This window comes from Thermomonas aquatica, from assembly GCF_006337105.1.
GTDB classification, from domain to species: domain Bacteria; phylum Pseudomonadota; class Gammaproteobacteria; order Xanthomonadales; family Xanthomonadaceae; genus Thermomonas; species Thermomonas aquatica.
Map to the genome: position 1 here is coordinate 2275771 of NZ_CP040871.1, position 17645 is coordinate 2293415.

The window sequence follows — 17645 nt, forward strand, 5'->3', positions numbered from 1 at the left end:
TCGTTCGGGCTGGTCACGAGGCAGGCCCGTCCATGCGTCCCTTGCACATGCTGTTGTCCCTGGCCTTGCTGCTGGCCGCTTGCGCGGCGCCGCCGGCCGCGATCGATGCGGTTGCCGCGGCACCTGCCGGTGCGAAGCCGCAATCCGGCTTCGTGACCGTGCAGGGCACGCATTTCATGCTCGACGGCAGGCAATATCGCTACGCCGGCGCGAACTTCTGGTACGGCGCCTACCTCGCTGCGGCCGATGGCATCGGCGACCGCGCGCGCTTGCGCGCCGAACTCGACCAGTTGAAGGCCGCCGGCATCGACAACCTGCGCGTGCTGGCGATGTCGGAAGCCAGCGGCTTCAAGCGCGCGGTGCGCCCGGCCTTCATGGCCGCGCCGGGGCAGTACGACGAATCGCTGCTGCAAGGCCTGGACTACCTGCTGGTCGAGATGGGCAAGCGCGACATGAAGGCGGTGCTCTACCTCAACAATTTCTGGCAATGGTCGGGCGGCATGTCGCAGTACGTGGCATGGGCGACCGGCGAACCGCTGTCCGATCCGGACGCCAGCGGCGACTGGAACGGCTTCATGCAGCATTCGGCGCGCTTCTATGCGTTGCCGAAGGCGCAGGCGATCTATCGCGATGCGATCCGCTCCGTGATCGGCCGCACCAACGGCATCAGCGGCGTTGCCTACGCGGACGATCCCACGGTGATGTCCTGGCAACTGGCCAACGAACCGCGGCCGGGCAGCCAGGATGGCGGCCGCGCCAACATCGCGGCCTACGACAACTGGATCGACGAGACCGCCGGTTACATCCACCGTCTTGCGCCGAAGCAGTTGGTGAGCACCGGCAGCGAGGGCGCGATGGGCTCGATCGGCGACCTCGACCTGTTCCTGCAGGCGCACAAGAGCCCGAATGTCGATTACCTGACCTTCCACCTGTGGCCGTCGAACTGGAGCTGGATCGACCACAAGGATCCGGCGGCGCGGCTCGAGTCCGGGCTGAAATCCTCGCTCGACTACATCGACCGCCACATCGATGCCGCCGGCAGGCTGGGCAAGCCGATCGTGCTGTCGGAGTTCGGCCTGAACCGCGATGGCGGTTCCTACGATCCCGGCTCGGGCACGATCGCGCGCGACCGCTTCTACCGCGCGATCTACCAGCGCCTGCTGCAACGCATGCAGGCCGGCGACGCCATCGCCGGATCGAATTTCTGGGCCTGGGGCGGGCGCGGGCGCAGCGCCAATGCGGATTTCATGTGGAAGGCCGGCGACCCGTTCACCGGCGATCCGCCGCAGGAAGCGCAGGGCCTGTTTTCCGTGTTCGACAGCGACGCCTCGACCCTGGGCATCGTCGCCGACCACGCGAAAGCCGTGCACGCCCTGCCGCGCTGAGCGCGTTGGTCGCCGCTGTGGTGTAATTCGCGCCGAAGCGGGGGTACCGGGGGCCGAGCTGGCCCGCGGTTGAGACAGACCCTTCGAACCTGATCCGGTTGAGACCGGCGTAGGGAAGCTTCGCAGGCAATGTGGGAGGGGCTTCAGCCCCGAACGCCCCGGCATCGGGGCTGAAGCCCCTCCCACATTCACTCTCCTGCGCCGCCGCTTCGTCCCTGAGCCCTACTGGACGATGCCGATGAATGCCATTCCCAAGCCCGCCGCCGACCTGCTGCAGCAGACCGGACAGCTGTCCGAATCCGTGACCCGGCCGATCCCCGGTTCGCGCAAGATCTTCGTCGAGGGCTCGCGCCCCGACCTGCGGGTGGCGATGCGCGAGATCGCGCAGACCCAGACGCCGACGCTGTTCGGCGGCGAGGCGAATCCGCCGATCACCGTCTACGACCCGTCCGGCCCGTACACCGATCCCGATGCGCGCATCGACCTGGCGGTCGGCCTGCCGGCGTTGCGCGCGAAGTGGATCGAGGAGCGCGGCGATACCGAATTGCTGCCGAAGCTCAGTTCCGAGTTCGGCCGCGCGCGCGAAACGAATCCGAAGCTGGATGCGGTCCGCTTTCCCAACCGCACGCTGCCGCGCGTGGCCAGGGCCGGCGCCAACGTCAGCCAGATGCATTACGCGCGCAAGGGCATCATCACCCCCGAGATGGAATACGTCGCGATCCGCGAGAACCAGCGCCTGGACGCGGTGCGCGATGCGCTGCTGCTGAAGCAGCATCCCGGCGAAGCCTTCGGCGCCAGCATCCAGAAGTTCATCACCCCCGAATTCGTCCGCGACGAGATCGCCCGCGGCCGCGCGATCCTGCCGAACAACATCAACCACCCGGAAAGCGAGCCGATGATCATCGGCCGCAACTTCCTGACCAAGATCAACGCCAACATCGGCAACAGCGCTGTTTCGTCGGGTATCGCGGAAGAAGTGGAGAAGCTGGTGTGGTCGATCCGCTGGGGCGGCGACACGGTGATGGACCTGTCCACTGGCAAGCACATCCACGAAACCCGCGAATGGATCATCCGCAATTCGCCGGTGCCGATCGGCACGGTGCCGATCTACCAGGCGCTGGAGAAGGTCGATGGCCGCGCCGAGGAACTGACGTGGGAGATCTTCCGCGACACCCTGATCGAGCAGGCGGAGCAGGGCGTTGACTACTTCACCATCCACGCCGGCGTGCTGCTGCGCCATGTGCCGCTGACCGCCAAGCGCGTCACCGGCATCGTCTCGCGCGGCGGTTCGATCATGGCCAAGTGGTGCCTGGCGCACCACAAGGAGAACTTCCTCTACACCCACTTCGAGGACATCTGCGAAATCATGAAGGCCTACGACGTGGCCTTCTCGCTGGGCGATGGCCTGCGTCCTGGCTGCATCGCCGACGCCAACGACGCCGCGCAGTTCGGCGAGCTGGAGGCGCTGGGCGAACTCACCAAGATCGCCTGGAAGCACGACGTGCAGACCATGATCGAAGGCCCCGGCCACGTGCCGATGCAGATGATCAAGGAGAACATGGACAAGCAGCTGGCCGAGTGCGGCGAAGCGCCGTTCTACACGCTGGGCCCGCTGACCACCGACATCGCGCCGGGCTACGACCACATCACCAGCGCCATCGGTGCGGCGATGATCGGCTGGTTCGGCACCGCGATGCTGTGCTACGTGACGCCGAAGGAACACCTGGGCCTGCCCAACCGCGAGGACGTGCGCGACGGCATCATGGCCTACAAGATCGCCGCGCATGCCGCGGACCTGGCGAAGGGCCATCCGGGCGCGCAGGTGCGCGACAACGCCTTGAGCAAGGCGCGCTTCGAGTTCCGCTGGCAAGACCAGTTCCACCTCGGCCTGGACCCGGAGAAGGCCAAGTCCTTCCACGACGAGACCCTGCCGAAGGACGCGCACAAGGTCGCGCATTTCTGCTCGATGTGCGGCCCGCATTTCTGCTCGATGAAGATCACCCAGGACGTGCGCGACTATGCCGCCGAGCACGGCGTCGACGAAGCCGCGGCGCTGCAGGCGGGCATGGCGGAAAAATCCGCGCAGTTCCGCGAGCAGGGCGCCGAGGTCTACCGGGAGGCATGAGCATGACCCGCAAGGGCGAGGCGGTGAAGACCGGGATCACCTTCGGCAGCGCGCTGGCGATGGTGATCTCGTGGTCGGCCAACAAGTCGCTGCTGTGGGCGATCGTGCATGGCCTGCTGTCGTGGCTGTACGTGCTCTACTACGCGCTGAGGTACCACTTCAAGCTGGTGGTGTTCTGAGATGGAAGCCTCCGCGCAACTGCATCTGTGGGGCAAGATCGCGCGGCGGCATCCGTCCGCCTTCCTGCTTGCGGCGCAATTGCTGAGCCTGCTGGCCTATCCGCTGATCGACGGCGGCACCAGCGGCCGCCTGCTGTTCGGCGCGGTGGTGCTGGTGGTGGTGCCGCTGGCGTTGTGGGTGGTGATGCGCAGCCCGTTGATGAACTGGATCGGCTGGTTGCTGGCGATCCCGGCGATGGCGATGACCGTGTTCGGCGTGGTGTTCGAACACCAGGCGCTGCTGCCGATTTCGGCGATGCTGGAGGCGGCGCTGTACTTCTATGCGGCCGGCGGCCTGATCATCTACATGATGCGCGACCACGAGGTCACCGGCGACGAACTGTTCGCCGCCGCGGCGACCTTCACCCTGCTCGCGTGGGGCTTCGCCTACGCCTATTTCGTCTGCCAGGCCTGGTATCCGGGCAGCTTCACCGGCTTCGAGCCGGAACGGCCGCGGACCTGGATGGAATTGCTGTTCTACAGCTTCAGCAACCTGTCGGCGACCGGCCTCGGCGACGTGTTGCCGGTCGGCCCGCCGGCGCGCGTGCTGACCATGCTCGAGCAATTCGCCGGGGTCGGCTACATCGCCACCGTGGTGTCGCGCCTGATCGGGCTGACCATCGTGCGCAAGGAGCGTGGCTGAGCGCGCGCCGTTGGCGGCTGGCGCATCAGGGCAGTTCGCGCATCGTCTTGCGCACGCTTGCCGCCAAGGCGATGAGCGGGGGCGACGGATCGCCATCGACCATGTAGCCGAGCGCCTGCAGGAAATTCTCGAGGTTGGCGCGGCGCGTCCACCATGCCGCCTGCCGGTCGCCGCCAGGCAATGGTCCCAGCGTGGACGCCAGTCCCGACAGCCAGGCATCCAGCGCCGCTTGTTCGAGGTCGCCGCGCGCCGCCGCGTAGGCCACCGGCCGCGCGAGCCGGGTCGCTTCGCCGAACGCGTAGGCATGGCCATCGGCGGGCATCACCTGCGCGCCCACCGCGGCCAGCAACGGCATCAGTTGCGATGGCGGCAGCGCCTTGTTCAAGGCCAGCTGCAGCGCCCAGTCCGCGCCATGCGCCACGCCATGGCGCCAGCCTTCGCCATCGACGTAACCGCGGTAGTCGCGCACCGATTGCAGGTATGCCGCGGCCGACGCCGCCATTCGCGCGCGTTCGTCCGTCGTCATCCATGGCTGCACGCGGTCGGTGCGCGTGACCTCGGACAGCACCAAGGCGGCGAAGGGCTTGCGGTAACCCTCCGCATCCGCGCCTGCGAGCTGTCCCAGCAACTTGCGCTGGAGCGAGCGCAATGCGGCGGCGTCGAGTTGCTTGCCGCGCATCCAGGTCGACAGCGCCTCGAAGGCGATGCCGTCGCGCAGCTGCGGATCGGCATCGCCGAGGCAATCGACCAATGCGTACGCGCGCCGGTTGCGGTCGGCGGCATCGGCCATGGCGAAGCCCGAGGCCTTCCACTGCGCGAGCGCGGTGGGCGTTTCATGCGCCAGCGCGCAGCGCGCCTGCGCCGCCACTGGCGACGACAGGCATGCGCAGGCGAAAAGAAGTCCGAGGGGTAGCCGGATTCGCTGGGCCATGGCGACGGAGCCTGTTGCGGAACGTGGAGTCTAGTCGCCGCCGCCGGCATTCGCCTGCCAGCCCGCTTGATCGACATTGGCGGGCTTGTCCGCGGCGCGCACGCGCGCAGGCATGCATCGATGCGCTCGCGTTAAGGAGATGCAAAAGCGCCAAAGTCGGTCAATGCGCACGGCAACCTGGATCAATCGCCGCCGGGCATGTCGGGGGCATCGTGTGCGGTAACTGCCGCGAAGCGCAGGACTCAACGATGGGGACCAGGATGAAACGCAAACTATTGACCACGGCCGTCTGCCTCGCGCTGGCCATTCCCTGCGCGCCGGGCGTGGCGCTGGCGCAGGAGGCGGCGACCGCCACCCCGCAACAGCAGGATGCCGGGGACCAGGAGCGGAACCGCGATGCGAAGGACCTAGATACCGTGGTCGTCACCGGCTCGCGCATCCCGCGCGCGGTGCAGGAAACCGCCGCCCCGACCTTCAGCATCACCGCCGAGGAGATCCAGAAGCAGGGCTTCCGCAACGTGTCCGACGTGCTGCGCGCGCAACCGCTGGCGACCGGCGCGGTGCAGGACAACCAATCCGCCGGCGGCGGCAGCTTCACCGCGGAAGCGACCACGATCAGCCTGCTGGGGCTGGATCCCAGCTTCACCCTGATCCTGATGGACGGCCGTCCGCTGGCGGATTTCCCGCTGCTGTACAACGGCCAGAGCAACTTCACCGACCTGTCCAGCATCCCGGTGGCGATGATCGAGCGGATCGACATCCTGCCCGGCAACCAGAGCTCGATCTACGGTTCGGCGGCGATCGCCGGCGTGGTCAACATCATCCTCAAGAAGTACCTCGAGGGCGTGCAGCTCGACCTGCGCGCCGGCGGCTACACCGAGGGCGGCGGCGGCAACGAACGCCTGCAGCTGACCGGCGGGAACCGCTTCGGCGACCTCGATGTGACCTGGGGCCTGCAGTACGGCCACCAGGACCCGATCTACCTGCGCCAGCGCGGCTACACCGACAGCACCGACGACAACCCGAACCCGGCGTTCCGCTACGGCAGCCGCATCGCGATCATCCTCGACGGCTTCACCGGCCAGTACAACGATCCCGGCAACGGCTGCGATGCGTTCTCGCAACTCTACGGCGGCACCGTCATCAAGGACTTCAGGCCCGGCCGCGGCAATTTCTGCGGCAGCCGCGAACAGCCCGCCTTCATCTCCATCCTCAACGAAGAGCAGGGCACCGCGGGCTACCTGAGCGGGAATTTCGCCCTGAGCGACAACGCCGACCTGTACGCCACCCTGCTCGTCAGCCGCAACAAGGTGACGGTGGATACCGGCTCGCGCTTCTGGATCCCCAACTACAACGCCGGCACCGGCGGCTACATCTGGAACAGCGCCGAGCAGACCCTGGAAACCTTCCAGCGCATCTTCGCGCCCGAGGAGCAAGGCCGCGACGGCGGGTTCTACGATTCCAACTCGATGTCCTACAGCGCCGCGCTGGGCATCAAGGGCGCGCTGGGCGACAGCGACTGGAGCTACGACGCCTACTACAGCCGCTCCGGCTTCAAGGTCACCTCCGACCAGTGGTGGCCGCTGGTGGATGCGATGGACCAGTTCTTCCAGAACCAGTTCCTGGGCCCGCAACTGGGCACCTACTACGGCTACCCGGTGTACGAGCCGAACAAGGCGGCGTTCTACCAGCCGATCACCCCCGACCAGTTCCGCGGCTTCTCCGACATCATCCACAACGTGTCCAGGACCTGGACGCAGAACCTCAACGCGCAGCTGGTCAACGCCAACCTGTTCCAGCTGCCGGCGGGTCCGGTGGGCATGGCGGCGGTGGTGCAGGCCGGCAACCAGTTCTGGGACAACCCGGTCGACCCGCGGGTGAGCGGCACCGGTTTCTTCGGCATCAACGGCACCAGCGGCCAGGGCAAGCGCGAGAACTGGGCCGCGGGCGTCGAGTTCTCGGTGCCGGTGTTCAGCAAGCTCAATGCCAACCTGTCGGCGCGTTACGACCGTTACCGCAATGTCGGCGGCGGCAGCGATGCCAAGCCCACCTACAAGCTGGGCCTGGAATTCCGGCCGGTCGACACCTTGCTGCTGCGCGGCAACTACGGCACCGCCTTCCGTGCGCCGGACATGGGCTACACCTTCACCGGCTCGAACGGGTTCTTCACCACCCAGACCGACTTCTACAAGTGCGAGATCGATCCCGCCAACTGCGCGGCGCGCTACACCGGCCTTTCGATCGAGGGCCTGCAGACCGGCAATCCGAACCTGACCTCGATCAACGCGAAGTCGTTCGGCTACGGTTTCGTGTGGTCGCCGAGCCGGAAGTTCGACCTGCACGCCGATTACTACAACGTCTACCTGAGCGACAAGGTGGTGCCGCAATCCACCACCCGGATCCTGTTCGAGGAGAACGAATGCCGCCAGGGCCGGCTGGAAGCCGGTTCGCAGACCTGCATCGACGCGCTGGCGGCGGTGACCCGCGGTCCGGTCAACGCCGGCAGCCCGCTGCTCAGCGAAACCCTCAACAAGATCACGGTGAAGCCGATCAACATCGCCGAGGAGCGCGTCAGCGGCATCACCGCCGGCGGCAACTTCCGCAGCGAAGGCAGGTACGGGCGCTTCAACCTCGGGCTGGAATACAACCTGACCCTGGACCACAAGGCCCGCACCTACCCGAACGATCCGGTGACCGACTATTTCGCCGATGGCCAGGCGCTGACCGCCGAATTCAAGAGCATCGTCAGCGGCGATGCCGGCTGGGAAATCGGTCGCTTCGCCGCCAACGTGCACGGCATCCGCTACGGCTCGCTGCCGAACTACGCGCGCCAGTTCAGCACCACCACCAACGGCATCGCGCCGGGCCGGGTGCGGCCGTGGATGGTCTACAACACCACCTTCGACTTCAAGGTGAGCGACCGCAGCAAGCTCAGCCTGATTGTCAACAACGTGCTGAATTCCCGGCCGCCGAACGACCCGAGCTGGGACGGGTCGCAGGGTTTCGCCCCGCCGTTCTACAACGTGTTCGCGTACAACGGCTACGGCCGCTCCTACTGGCTGGAGTACAAGATCGATTTCGGCCAGAAGCTCTGAACGCGCATGTCGCAGCAGGCAAGGGCCGGCGCAAGCCGGCCCTTGCGTTGCGCGGGGTGGGTCGGTAGCTCAGGCGTCGAGCAGCGCGCGCAACGGTTCGAGCCGCTCGGCGTAGCGCCGCCATTCGCCGATCCCGCGCGCATGGATCGGTTCGCGCACCTGCGCGCTGCTGAGGGTGGACACGCTGCTGCGGTTGCGGGTGTGGTCCAGGCAATCCGCCTCGAACGGCAGGCCGCAGAAATCCAGCACGCGGCGGCAGCTGGCCTCGGGTTCGCGCACCAGCTCGGCATACGGCACGTCGAGCACGAAGCCGGGATGGACGCGATGCCAATGCGCCATCAGCTTGCGATACAGGCCGTGATGCTGCGCAAGCGCGGCGAAATCGTACGAGTAGGCGTAGGCATCGCCGAACAGCGCGCGCCAGTTGGAGAAGCACACGTCCATCGGATCGCGCACCAGGTGCAGCACCTTCGCCCGCGGCAGGGCGCGGCGGATGTGGCCGACCAGCATCCAGTTCGGCGGCAGCTTGTCGACATAGTGGCGACGACCTTGCGCGCGCCATTGGGTCTGCCGCAGGTAGCGCCGGCCGAGTTCGGCGAAATCCAGCGTGCCGGTGGCGGCGAGCAGTGCGTCATCGAGCAGCGCATGGCCGTGCAGGTCGGCCGTCCAGCGCAGCTGCTTCGGCAAGTCAGTGAGTTCGCCAGTGGAGGCGACCTGCGGATGCGTACCGAGGATGCGTTCGAGCAGGGTGGTGCCGGAACGCGGCAGGCCGACGATGAAAATCGGCATCGGACCATCGTGGTCATCGGTACGCGAGTCCGCGTCGGTGTCGAACGTGCGGATCAGTTGCTCGATGAATCGACTTTCGGCGCCTGCATCATGGCGCGTGCGCGAATGCATGATCGCGTTGCCGCGGGCGAGCGCGTCCCAGGCGGCGTCGTGTTCGCCGAGGTCGTCGAGTTCCTCGTACAGCGCGAATTCGAACGCGGCATGGTCCTCGCTGCCGGGCGCGACCTGCGCCAATCGCGCACGGATGAAACCGACGTGGTTGGACTGCGTGGTCTGCTTGCGGATGCGCGCCAGCGACAGCGAGGCGCGGCCGAAGGTCGGGCCCATGCGCAGGCAGGCTTCCATCGACGCCTCCGCTTCGGCGATGCGGCCGTTGAACTGCAATTGCAGCGCCAGGAAATAACGGAAATCCGGCGAGTCCATCCCCGCATCGCGCGCATGCTGCATGCAGCGCAGCGCCTGCGGATTCAGCCCGAGTCCCTGGTAAAGGTGGCCCAGCGCGAGTTGTTGCGACGCATCCCGCGATTGCGCCAGCGCCGGATGCCGCATGCAATCCAGGGCGGCATTGGTTTCGCCGACGCTGCGCAGGCCGTGGGCGATGCGCAGGATGAAGTTCGGATCCGGCGGCAAGGCATCGGCGGCGCGCGACAGCTGCATGCAGGCATCTCGCAGGCGATCTTGCGCCAGCAGCACGCTGGCGAGCAGGGCGCGTGCGCCGGCATGGCCCGGCTCGTGTTCGAGCAGCGCCTCGAAGGCCTCGCGCGCGGCCTCCAGCCTGCCGGCGGTCGCGTGTTGCTGGGCCTGCAGCCACAGCGCGTGTCGGTTTCCGTGCATGCCCGTGGAGATTGGCGCGATGCCGCACGCTAGCACGGCCCCGCCGGCAGGAATCGTGCCCACGCATTCCGACAAATTCGGCAAACGGCTGCATGGCTTCGGGTCATACTTCCGTCAGGTGCATCGCGTTTGGATATGCGGGAATGTAGGCATATGCGACATGCCCGGACTTGCAACCAAAACGCGCGTTCGCGAATCCAACCAGGCGGCGCGCTGCGTGCGCGCCGCCGCAATCCGGATCAAGGCATGACCCCCGCATGTTGAACCAGCATGAAAACCTGGTCGTCCCCAAGTCGGATCACCTGAAGGTCGGCGACTGCGTGGTCGACATCGCCCGCCGCGACGTGCAGGCGCCGGGCGCGGAGGCGCCGCGCCGGATCACGGTGAAGGCGCTGCAGGTGCTGCTGGTGCTGGTCGCGCACCGCGGCCAGGTGGTCAGCCGCGAGGCGCTGCTGGAATGGGTGTGGTCCGGCACGCTGCCGGGCGACGACGTGCTGACCCAGGCCGTGACCCAGCTGCGCAAGGCGTTCGGCGACGAACGCGATGCGCCGCGCTACCTGGAGACCATCGCCAAGGGCGGCTATCGCCTGCTGGCCGATGTCGCCTGGTTGCCGACGCGCCGCGCCGGCGAAGTGCCGATGACCGGGTTCGATCCGCAAGCGCAGGCGGCGGCAGCGGATGCCCCGGCGGCGATGGACGAAGCAGGTGGCGTCGCGCCCGCGGCCATCGTGCCGGCCGCGCCGTCGCGTCGGGCCGGCATGAAGGCCATGGCGCTGGCCGCGGCCGCCTGCCTGGCGCTGCTGGCGGTGTTCGCCGGCTTCGCCTGGCGCGGCGCGCGCTCCCCATCCGCACCCGCGAGGCCTGCGCTGCCGAATGCGGCCGGCGCGCAGGTGCCGGCGATGGCGTTCAGCGTGGTGGCCTCGCAGACCGGGCTCGAGACCATGCCCAGCCTGTCCCCGGACGGCAGCCAGCTGGCCTATGCGATGAGCCCGGCGCCGAAGGGCGACGAGGCGTTGTCCGGGGAGTCCCCCGGCAAGGCGATCTACGTGCAGACCACCGCGGCGGTGGCGCCGCGTCGCCTGACCGAGCCGCCGTCCGGGATGCGCGACAGTGCGCCGCACTGGTCGCCGGACGGTCGCCAGATCCTGTTCCTGCGCGCCAGCGAGCGCGGCAGTTGCGACCTGCTGGTGGTCGCGGCCAGCGGCGGCACGCCATGGCAGGCCGGCCCCTGCCTGTTGCAATCCACCGGCGTGTACGACTGGTTGCCCGACGGCAGCGGCATCATCGCCGGCGGCATGCAGGACGAGCGCGCCACCGAGGTGCGCCTGCACATCCTGTCGCTGAAGACGGGCGAATGGCGCCCACTGGCGTACAAGGCCAATCCGGGCGACGTCGACATCGATCCGCACGTCTCGCCGGACGGCAAGTGGATCGTGTTCCGCCGCAACATCAGCAATTCCGATTTCTGGCGGGTGCCGCTGGCGGGCGGCACGCCCGAACGCCTGACCCACCTGCAGGGCAATGTGTGGGGTTGGGATTTCATGCCCGACGGCAAGTCCATCGTGTTTTCCTACCTGCGCAACGGCGCCGGCCTGTACCGCTTCGATTTCGCCAGCAGGCAGGTCACTGCACTCGGCATCGACAGCGGGCAACATCCCGACATCGCCGCGCGCGCGCCGGTGATGGCGTTCGAGATCAGCGACCAGCAGACCGGCCTGTTCCGCCGCGCGTCGCCGCTCGATCCCAAGTCCGCGCCGGCGCGGCGCCTGTTCGAATCCTCGGGCAGCGACCTGATGCCGAGCGTCTCGCCGGACGGCACGCGCATCGCCTTCTATTCGGACCGTACGCGCGAACTGCGGCTGTGGTTCGGCAATGCCGACGGTTCCGGCTCGCCGGCGCTGGTGGAGGACTACGTGCCGATCCAGCGCCAACCGGTACGCTGGATGGAGGATGGCAACACCGTGCTGTCGATCGGCTACGCACCGACCGATGCGGGTGCGAGCGCGGTGCCGGCGTTGTTCGCCATCGACCTGCGCAGCGGCCGCGTGCGCAAGCAGGCGCTGCCGGCCGGATTGGTGCCGGTCAGCCTGTCGTTGCTGCCGCGGCAGCGCGTGCTGCTGGTCGCCGACATGGGCGATGGCCGCCTGTCGCTGCGCTTGCTGGATGCCGGCGCGACGCCGTGGCGCGAGCTGGCCCGCCGCGATGGCGTGGGCGAGGCGCGCTACGACCCGGCCAGCGATGCCGTCTGGTACGTGCGCACCGACGTCCCCGGCCTGTGGCGCACCGATGCCGCGCTGGCCACGCAGGCCAACGTGGATCGCGAGCAGCCGTGGGTGTACTGGATGCGGATGTGGATGCTCGCGCAGGGCAAGCCGTATTCGGTGCAGCCCGGCGCGGGCTGCGCGATGGCGCTGCGGCCCATGCCTGGAAGCACCCCGGCCTATTGCATGGAACGCGAACTGCGCTACGCCAACGGCGAGCCGGTGCTCACCCGCGATGCCGGCTGGCTGTATTTCTCGGCGTCGGTGCGGCCCGAAAACATCGACATCGGCACCGTCAGGCTGGATTGATCTCGCGCGCAAGCGATTGATTCGCAAGCATTCGTGAATCTTTCGCTGAAATTTCGGAGGAATTTCCGGCAGACCTGACACGGATTGCGGACAACACCGGCAACCCCCACGGGATGAGGCCGGCATCATGAGCGCGATCCTGCAACGACACGATTTCCGAACCAATCCAGCCACTGTTCCCGCCGCATGGCAGGCGGCGACGCCGCGGCTGACCGCGGCATCGCGTTCCGAATTCCTCACCCTCGGCGACCATGCGGCGGTGGTCTGGCTGGTGGTGCGCGGCCAGGCCCAGGTGATGGCGCAGGAAGGCCGCTTCCAGCTGGAAGCCGGCGACTGGATCGCGCTCGACCGCGAATCCGATCCCAGCCTGCAGGTGCTGCGTTCCGGCCTGGTGCTCGGGGTGTCGTTGCCGGCTTCGATGGTGGCGGCGCTGGGCGTGTCCGCGCACAACTCGGTGCTGACCCTGGGTCGCGGCCGGCTGTCGCACCGCGAATGCTGGGATGCGCTGGCCCTGTGGCGCCGGCATGGTGCGTTCGGCCCCGCCGGCGAACCGCGCGACCGCCACATCCGCGAATGCAGCGCGGTGTTCGCCTTCCTCGCCTCGGTGCAGCGCGACGCGATGGCCGGGGTAGGGTCCTGCCCCGGGCATTCGCTGCGCCGCAAGCGCCAGGTGTTCATGCGCATGCAGCGCGCATGGTTGCGCCTGCAGGGCAATCCCGACCGGGTGCTGCGGATCCAGGACCTGGCGCGCGGCAGCAACTTCTCGCTCTGGTATTTCACCAAGGTGTTCAGCGCGGTGTACGGCATCGGGCCGCAGCAGTTCGGCGTGCAGGTGCGGCTGGAGCAGGCCCGCGACCTGCTGTGCCAACCGGCGCTGTCGATCAATGAAGTCGCGGCGGCCTGCGGCTTCGAGAACGCCTGCAGTTTCGCCCGCACCTTCCGCAGCCACTACCACGTCACTGCCACGGTCTACCGGCAGCAGCTGCCGCTGGCGGCCGCCGTGGCCTGAATCCCATTCCCATGCATGCACCGAGGGTGCGAGGAGGCAGCTTGGCGCACTACAAATACGATGCCGAAACCAAGGCGCGCGCGGTCCGCCGGGTGGTGCGCGACGGCCGCAGCGTGAGCGATGCCGCGCGCGAATGCGGCGTCAGCGAAGGCTCGCTGTTCTTCTGGCTGCGCCGCTACCGGCAGCTGGCCGCGAACCAGCAGCGCCTCAGCAGCCTCAGCCGCGACCTGCACGAACTCGAGGAGCGCGTGCGCGCGGCGGAACGGCAATTGCAGCTGCGCGACCTGCATGCATCCAACGCGGAACGGTTGCTGCATGGCGATGTCGACGAAGCGCCGCCACGCTCGCTGGTCGCCTACCTGCGGCTCAAGACCGCTTGAGCCCGGCCGGCCGCGTTCGCGGGCGGCATCGGCACAAGGATTCCGGCCAAGCATTCCGTGCGGATCGGAACAGGAATGCGCCAATGTCGGACAAGGGCGCGGGCGATGCCCGGCACTATCGTTCCGATGCGGTTAACGCATTTCTAACCACATCGGAGAACACTCATGCACAACAGGTCACAACGGGCCGCACCACTGGCCGTGGCCATCATGCTGGCGTTGTCGGCGACGACGCAGGCACAGGACAACCAGCAAGGATCGGGGGTCAAGGAGCTCGACAAGATCGTCGTCACCGGCTCCAACATCCCGCGCGCCGACAGCGAAACCGCATCGCCGGTGCAGGTGATCACCGCGGCGGAGATCGAACGCACCGGCAAGCAGACGGTGGGCGAATACCTGCAGACGCTGACCGCGAACGGCCAGGGTTCGATCCCGAAGAGCTTCGGCAGCGGCTTCGCCTCCGGCGGTTCCGGCGTGTCGCTGCGTGGCCTCGGCGCGGGTTCGACCCTGGTCCTGCTCAACGGCCGCCGGCTGGCGCCGCATGGCCTGGCCGACGATGGCCAGAAGGTGTTCACCGACCTCAGCACGATCCCCACCGAAGCGGTGCAGACCATCGAAGTGCTGAAGGACGGCGCCTCGGCGATCTACGGTTCCGACGCGATCGCCGGCGTGGTCAACATCATCCTCAAGGCCAATTACCAGGGCTTCGCCGCGCGCGCCAGTTACGGCATCTCCGGCGACAACGACATGGCCAACCGCAAGGTCTCGGCGATCGCCGGCTTCGGCGACCTGGCCGATGGCGCCAACGTGTTCTTCACCATGGAAGTGGGCAACAACGACGGCACGCTGATGTCCTCGCGGCGCAACCGCGAATGGATCGGCACCAGCGACCTGCGCCCCTGGGGTTATTCGGTCGAGGGCAGCCCGACGCTGGGCGGCAGCATCCAGAGCGGGGGCACCGTCGGCACCAACAGCCCGGTGGTGAACCTGCGCCGCAACGACGGCACGTACTTCTCGCTGCCGGGATGCAGCGCAGTGTCCGACATCGCCCCGCCGGATCCGGGCGGCGGCTGCCTGTGGGACGTGGCGCCGTGGCGCAGCCTGGTGCCGGACGAGAAATACCTGACCCTGTTCGGCCGCGCCACCGTGCGCATCAACGACAACGCCGAGTTCTACGCGGAAGTCGGTTTCTCCGAGAAGAAGACCCGCTGGCAGGTGCAGCCCGGCGGCGTATCCGGTTCCTGGGGCTTCCCCGGCGGCCCGGTGAACGCCAGCTCCGGGCCGGGGGCGACCGTGCTGGGCCCGAACCACCCGGACAACCCGCTGGGCTATGCCGCGCGTCCGCGTTATGCCACGTTCGACATCGGCCCGCGCGTGACCAACAACAAGAACCAGTTCCAGCGGCTGCTGTTCGGCGTCAACGGCGCCTGGGGCGAGTGGAACTACGATGTCGGCTACCTGCATTCCAGCACCCAGCTGGTCGGCCGCCGCACCGGCTACCTGCGCTACAGCCGCGTGCGCGAAGTGCTGGCCAGCGACAACAATCCGCTGCACGCCTACTGGCGGCTGGGCGACGATGCCCACCTGAACAACCAGGCGATGTACGACTACATCTCGCCCCTGATCCAGGCCGAGGCCACCACCAGCCTGGACATGCTCGACTTCAAGGCCAACCGCACGCTGTGGGACCTGCCCGGCGGGCCGCTGGCGCTGGCCGTGGGCGCCGAGTACCGCACCCAGAAGGTGGAACTGACGCCGCTGACCTATACCGACATCGGCGACATCATCGGCCTGGGCTATTCGGCCTACAAGGGCAGCGAGAAAGTGGGCGTGGCCTTCGCCGAAGTGCTGGCACCGATCGCCGAGTCGATCGAATTGTCCGCGGCATTGCGCGCCGACAGCTACCAGGGCGGCGATACCGCGGTGACGCCGAAGGTGGGGCTGAAATGGACCCCGGTCGAATGGCTCGCCCTGCGCGGGACGTACGGCGAGGGCTTCCGCGCGCCGAACGCGGCGGAATCCGGCGATGGCGGCCTGGCCGCGTTCACCACCGCGCCCGACCCGATCCGCTGCCCCAATGGCGTGCCCGCGCCGAATGGCGGCACCCAGGCCGATTGCAATGCGCCGCTGGCGGTCATCACCTCGCCGAATCCGAACCTCAAGCCGGAAGAATCCAAGTCCTACACCCTGGGCTTCGTGATCAACCCCACGCCCTCCACCTCGATCACCATCGACGCCTGGCAGATCAAGCGCAGCAACGAGATCAACCAGGAAAGCACCGCCGCGGCGATCCGCGCCGGCAACGTCGTGCGCAACGACAACAACCTGCCCGGCATCCCGAACAGCGGCACCCTGCTGGCGGCGCGCGCCAACTACGTCAATTCGGCGTCCAGCACCATGCAGGGCGTCGACTTCGACCTGCGCCAGGAGTTCGACCTCGATGCGATGGGCAAGCTGGCGTTCGACATGCAGTGGAGCCGGATCAACAAGTTCCGCCGCATCGAGGCCGATGGCACCACCTTCGACTACGCCGGCACCCACGGCAATTGCGACATCACCAACTGCGCCGGCACGCCGAAGAACCGCGCCAACGCCGGCCTGACCTGGAGCAAGGACCGATGGAGCGTGAGCGCGGTCGCCAACTACATCGGCGGCTTCGAGAACACCCTGCAGCAAGGCGGGGGATGCGCCACGCAGTTCGCCGATGGCTCGAACGCGCCGAACGGTTGCCGCATCCCGTCGTTCACCTCGGTCGACCTGTCGGGCAAGTGGAAGGTGCTGCCGAAGCTGGAATTGTCGGCGTCGCTGCAGAACGCGTTCGACAAGATCGCCCCGCTGGACCCGACCACCTACGGCGCGGTCAACTACAACCCGATGCACTACAGCGGCGCGGTCGGCCGCTACTTCACGGTCGGGATCCGCTACGAGTTCGACTGATCCGCGTTCACCATGCGCCAACGAAAAACCCCGGCTTCGGCCGGGGTTTTTTCGTGGCGCGGCGACGCAGGGTTCAGAACTTCGGCTTGTCCGCCGAGGCCTCGTAGCGTTCGACCGACTCGATCAGCACCTGGCGCGCCTCGTCGCGGCCGCCCCAGCCGTCGAGCTTGACCCACTTGCCGACTTCGAGATCCTTGTAGTGCTCGAAGAAGTAGCCGATGCGGTCCAGCCAGTGCTTGGGCACGTCGCCGACATCGGCGATGTGGTCGTAGCCGGGGTAGACCTTGCTGATCGGCACCGCGAGGATCTTCTCGTCGCTGCCGGCCTCGTCGACCATGCGCAGCACGCCGACCGGGCGCACCCGGATCACCGAACCGGGGATCAGCGCCAGCGGCATCAGCACCAGCACGTCGGCCGGGTCGCCATCGCCGCACAGGGTGTGCGGCACGTAGCCGTAGTTGCAGGGGTAGCGCATCGGGGTGGACAGCACGCGGTCGACGAAGATCGCGCCTGAGGCCTTGTCGACCTCGTACTTGACCGGCTCGGCGTCCTTCGGGATCTCGATGATGACGTTGAGTTCGTCCGGCGGGTTCTTGCCGGTGGGGACGAGGTCCAGGCCCATGTGCGTGCTCCGTTGCGGTGTGCCCGCGCATCGTACGCGGCGGGCGGTGTGGGGGCGCGCATTCTACCGGAGTGGGCGTCGAGCACGGGCTCCACCGCCGGAAAAGG

General features: G+C 67.7%; 12 protein-coding genes and 1 riboswitch. Of the genes, 9 read left to right on the forward strand and 3 right to left on the reverse strand.

The genetic code is table 11. The features are described 5' to 3' along the window. The first annotated feature begins 47 nt into the window (after positions 1-47). From FHQ07_RS10740 to FHQ07_RS10755, 4 genes are all read left to right on the forward strand, one after another. Positions 48-1385: a glycoside hydrolase 5 family protein gene (locus tag FHQ07_RS10740; RefSeq protein WP_168191544.1), complete on the forward strand. Its 1338-nt coding sequence runs from the start codon at positions 48-50 to the stop codon at positions 1383-1385. 29 nt (positions 1386-1414) lie between these two features. Then, positions 1415-1519: riboswitch (TPP riboswitch) on the forward strand. Positions 1520-1623: 104 nt separating this feature from the next. After that, entirely contained in the window at positions 1624-3510 is a 1887-nt protein-coding gene (thiC, locus tag FHQ07_RS10745; RefSeq protein ID WP_139716800.1) for a phosphomethylpyrimidine synthase ThiC, read from the forward strand. Further along, a complete protein-coding gene (locus FHQ07_RS10750) occupies positions 3507-3689 on the forward strand; it encodes a hypothetical protein (RefSeq protein ID WP_139716801.1) in 183 nt (60 codons plus the stop codon). The genes thiC and FHQ07_RS10750 overlap by 4 nt, the downstream gene beginning before the upstream one ends. Position 3690: 1 nt before the next feature. Further along, complete coding sequence (locus FHQ07_RS10755; protein ID WP_139716802.1) at positions 3691-4371, forward strand: ion channel; 681 nt, start codon at positions 3691-3693, stop codon at positions 4369-4371. A 25-nt stretch (positions 4372-4396) separates the two neighbouring features. On the opposite strand, the gene FHQ07_RS10760 is transcribed toward FHQ07_RS10755, so the two are convergent. Then, on the reverse strand, positions 4397-5302 hold the full coding sequence (locus FHQ07_RS10760; protein WP_139716803.1) for a DUF2785 domain-containing protein: 906 nt from the start codon (positions 5300-5302) through the stop codon (positions 4397-4399). Positions 5303-5562: 260 nt separating this feature from the next. Here FHQ07_RS10760 and FHQ07_RS10765 point away from each other — a divergent pair, with 260 nt between their 5' ends. Beyond that, positions 5563-8397: a TonB-dependent receptor plug domain-containing protein gene (locus tag FHQ07_RS10765; RefSeq protein WP_139716804.1), complete on the forward strand. Its 2835-nt coding sequence runs from the start codon at positions 5563-5565 to the stop codon at positions 8395-8397. Positions 8398-8466: 69 nt separating this feature from the next. Here the strand turns inward: FHQ07_RS10765 and FHQ07_RS10770 are convergent, their stop codons facing one another. Next, a complete protein-coding gene (locus FHQ07_RS10770) occupies positions 8467-10020 on the reverse strand; it encodes a tetratricopeptide repeat-containing sulfotransferase family protein (RefSeq protein ID WP_139716805.1) in 1554 nt (517 codons plus the stop codon). Positions 10021-10277: 257 nt separating this feature from the next. Between FHQ07_RS10770 and FHQ07_RS10775 the strand changes: the two genes are divergently transcribed. The 4 genes from FHQ07_RS10775 (at position 10278) to FHQ07_RS10790 (ending at position 16916) form a co-directional block, all read left to right on the forward strand. After that, a complete protein-coding gene (locus FHQ07_RS10775; RefSeq protein WP_139716806.1) occupies positions 10278-12590 on the forward strand; it encodes a winged helix-turn-helix domain-containing protein in 2313 nt (770 codons plus the stop codon). A gap of 127 nt (positions 12591-12717) precedes the next feature. Further along, positions 12718-13599: a helix-turn-helix transcriptional regulator gene (locus FHQ07_RS10780; protein ID WP_139716807.1), complete on the forward strand. Its 882-nt coding sequence runs from the start codon at positions 12718-12720 to the stop codon at positions 13597-13599. Between the two features lie 41 nt (positions 13600-13640). Beyond that, positions 13641-13979, forward strand: a complete 339-nt coding sequence (locus tag FHQ07_RS10785) for a transposase (RefSeq protein ID WP_168191545.1) — start codon at positions 13641-13643, stop codon at positions 13977-13979. A gap of 165 nt (positions 13980-14144) precedes the next feature. Then, a complete protein-coding gene (locus FHQ07_RS10790; protein ID WP_139716809.1) occupies positions 14145-16916 on the forward strand; it encodes a TonB-dependent receptor in 2772 nt (923 codons plus the stop codon). A gap of 73 nt (positions 16917-16989) precedes the next feature. Here FHQ07_RS10790 and ppa read toward each other — a convergent pair whose 3' ends face one another. Then, the gene (gene ppa, locus FHQ07_RS10795; protein ID WP_139716810.1) at positions 16990-17538 is read right to left on the reverse strand and encodes an inorganic diphosphatase; all 549 of its coding nucleotides are present in this window, start codon (positions 17536-17538) and stop codon (positions 16990-16992) included. Between the last annotated feature and the right edge of the window lie 107 nt (positions 17539-17645).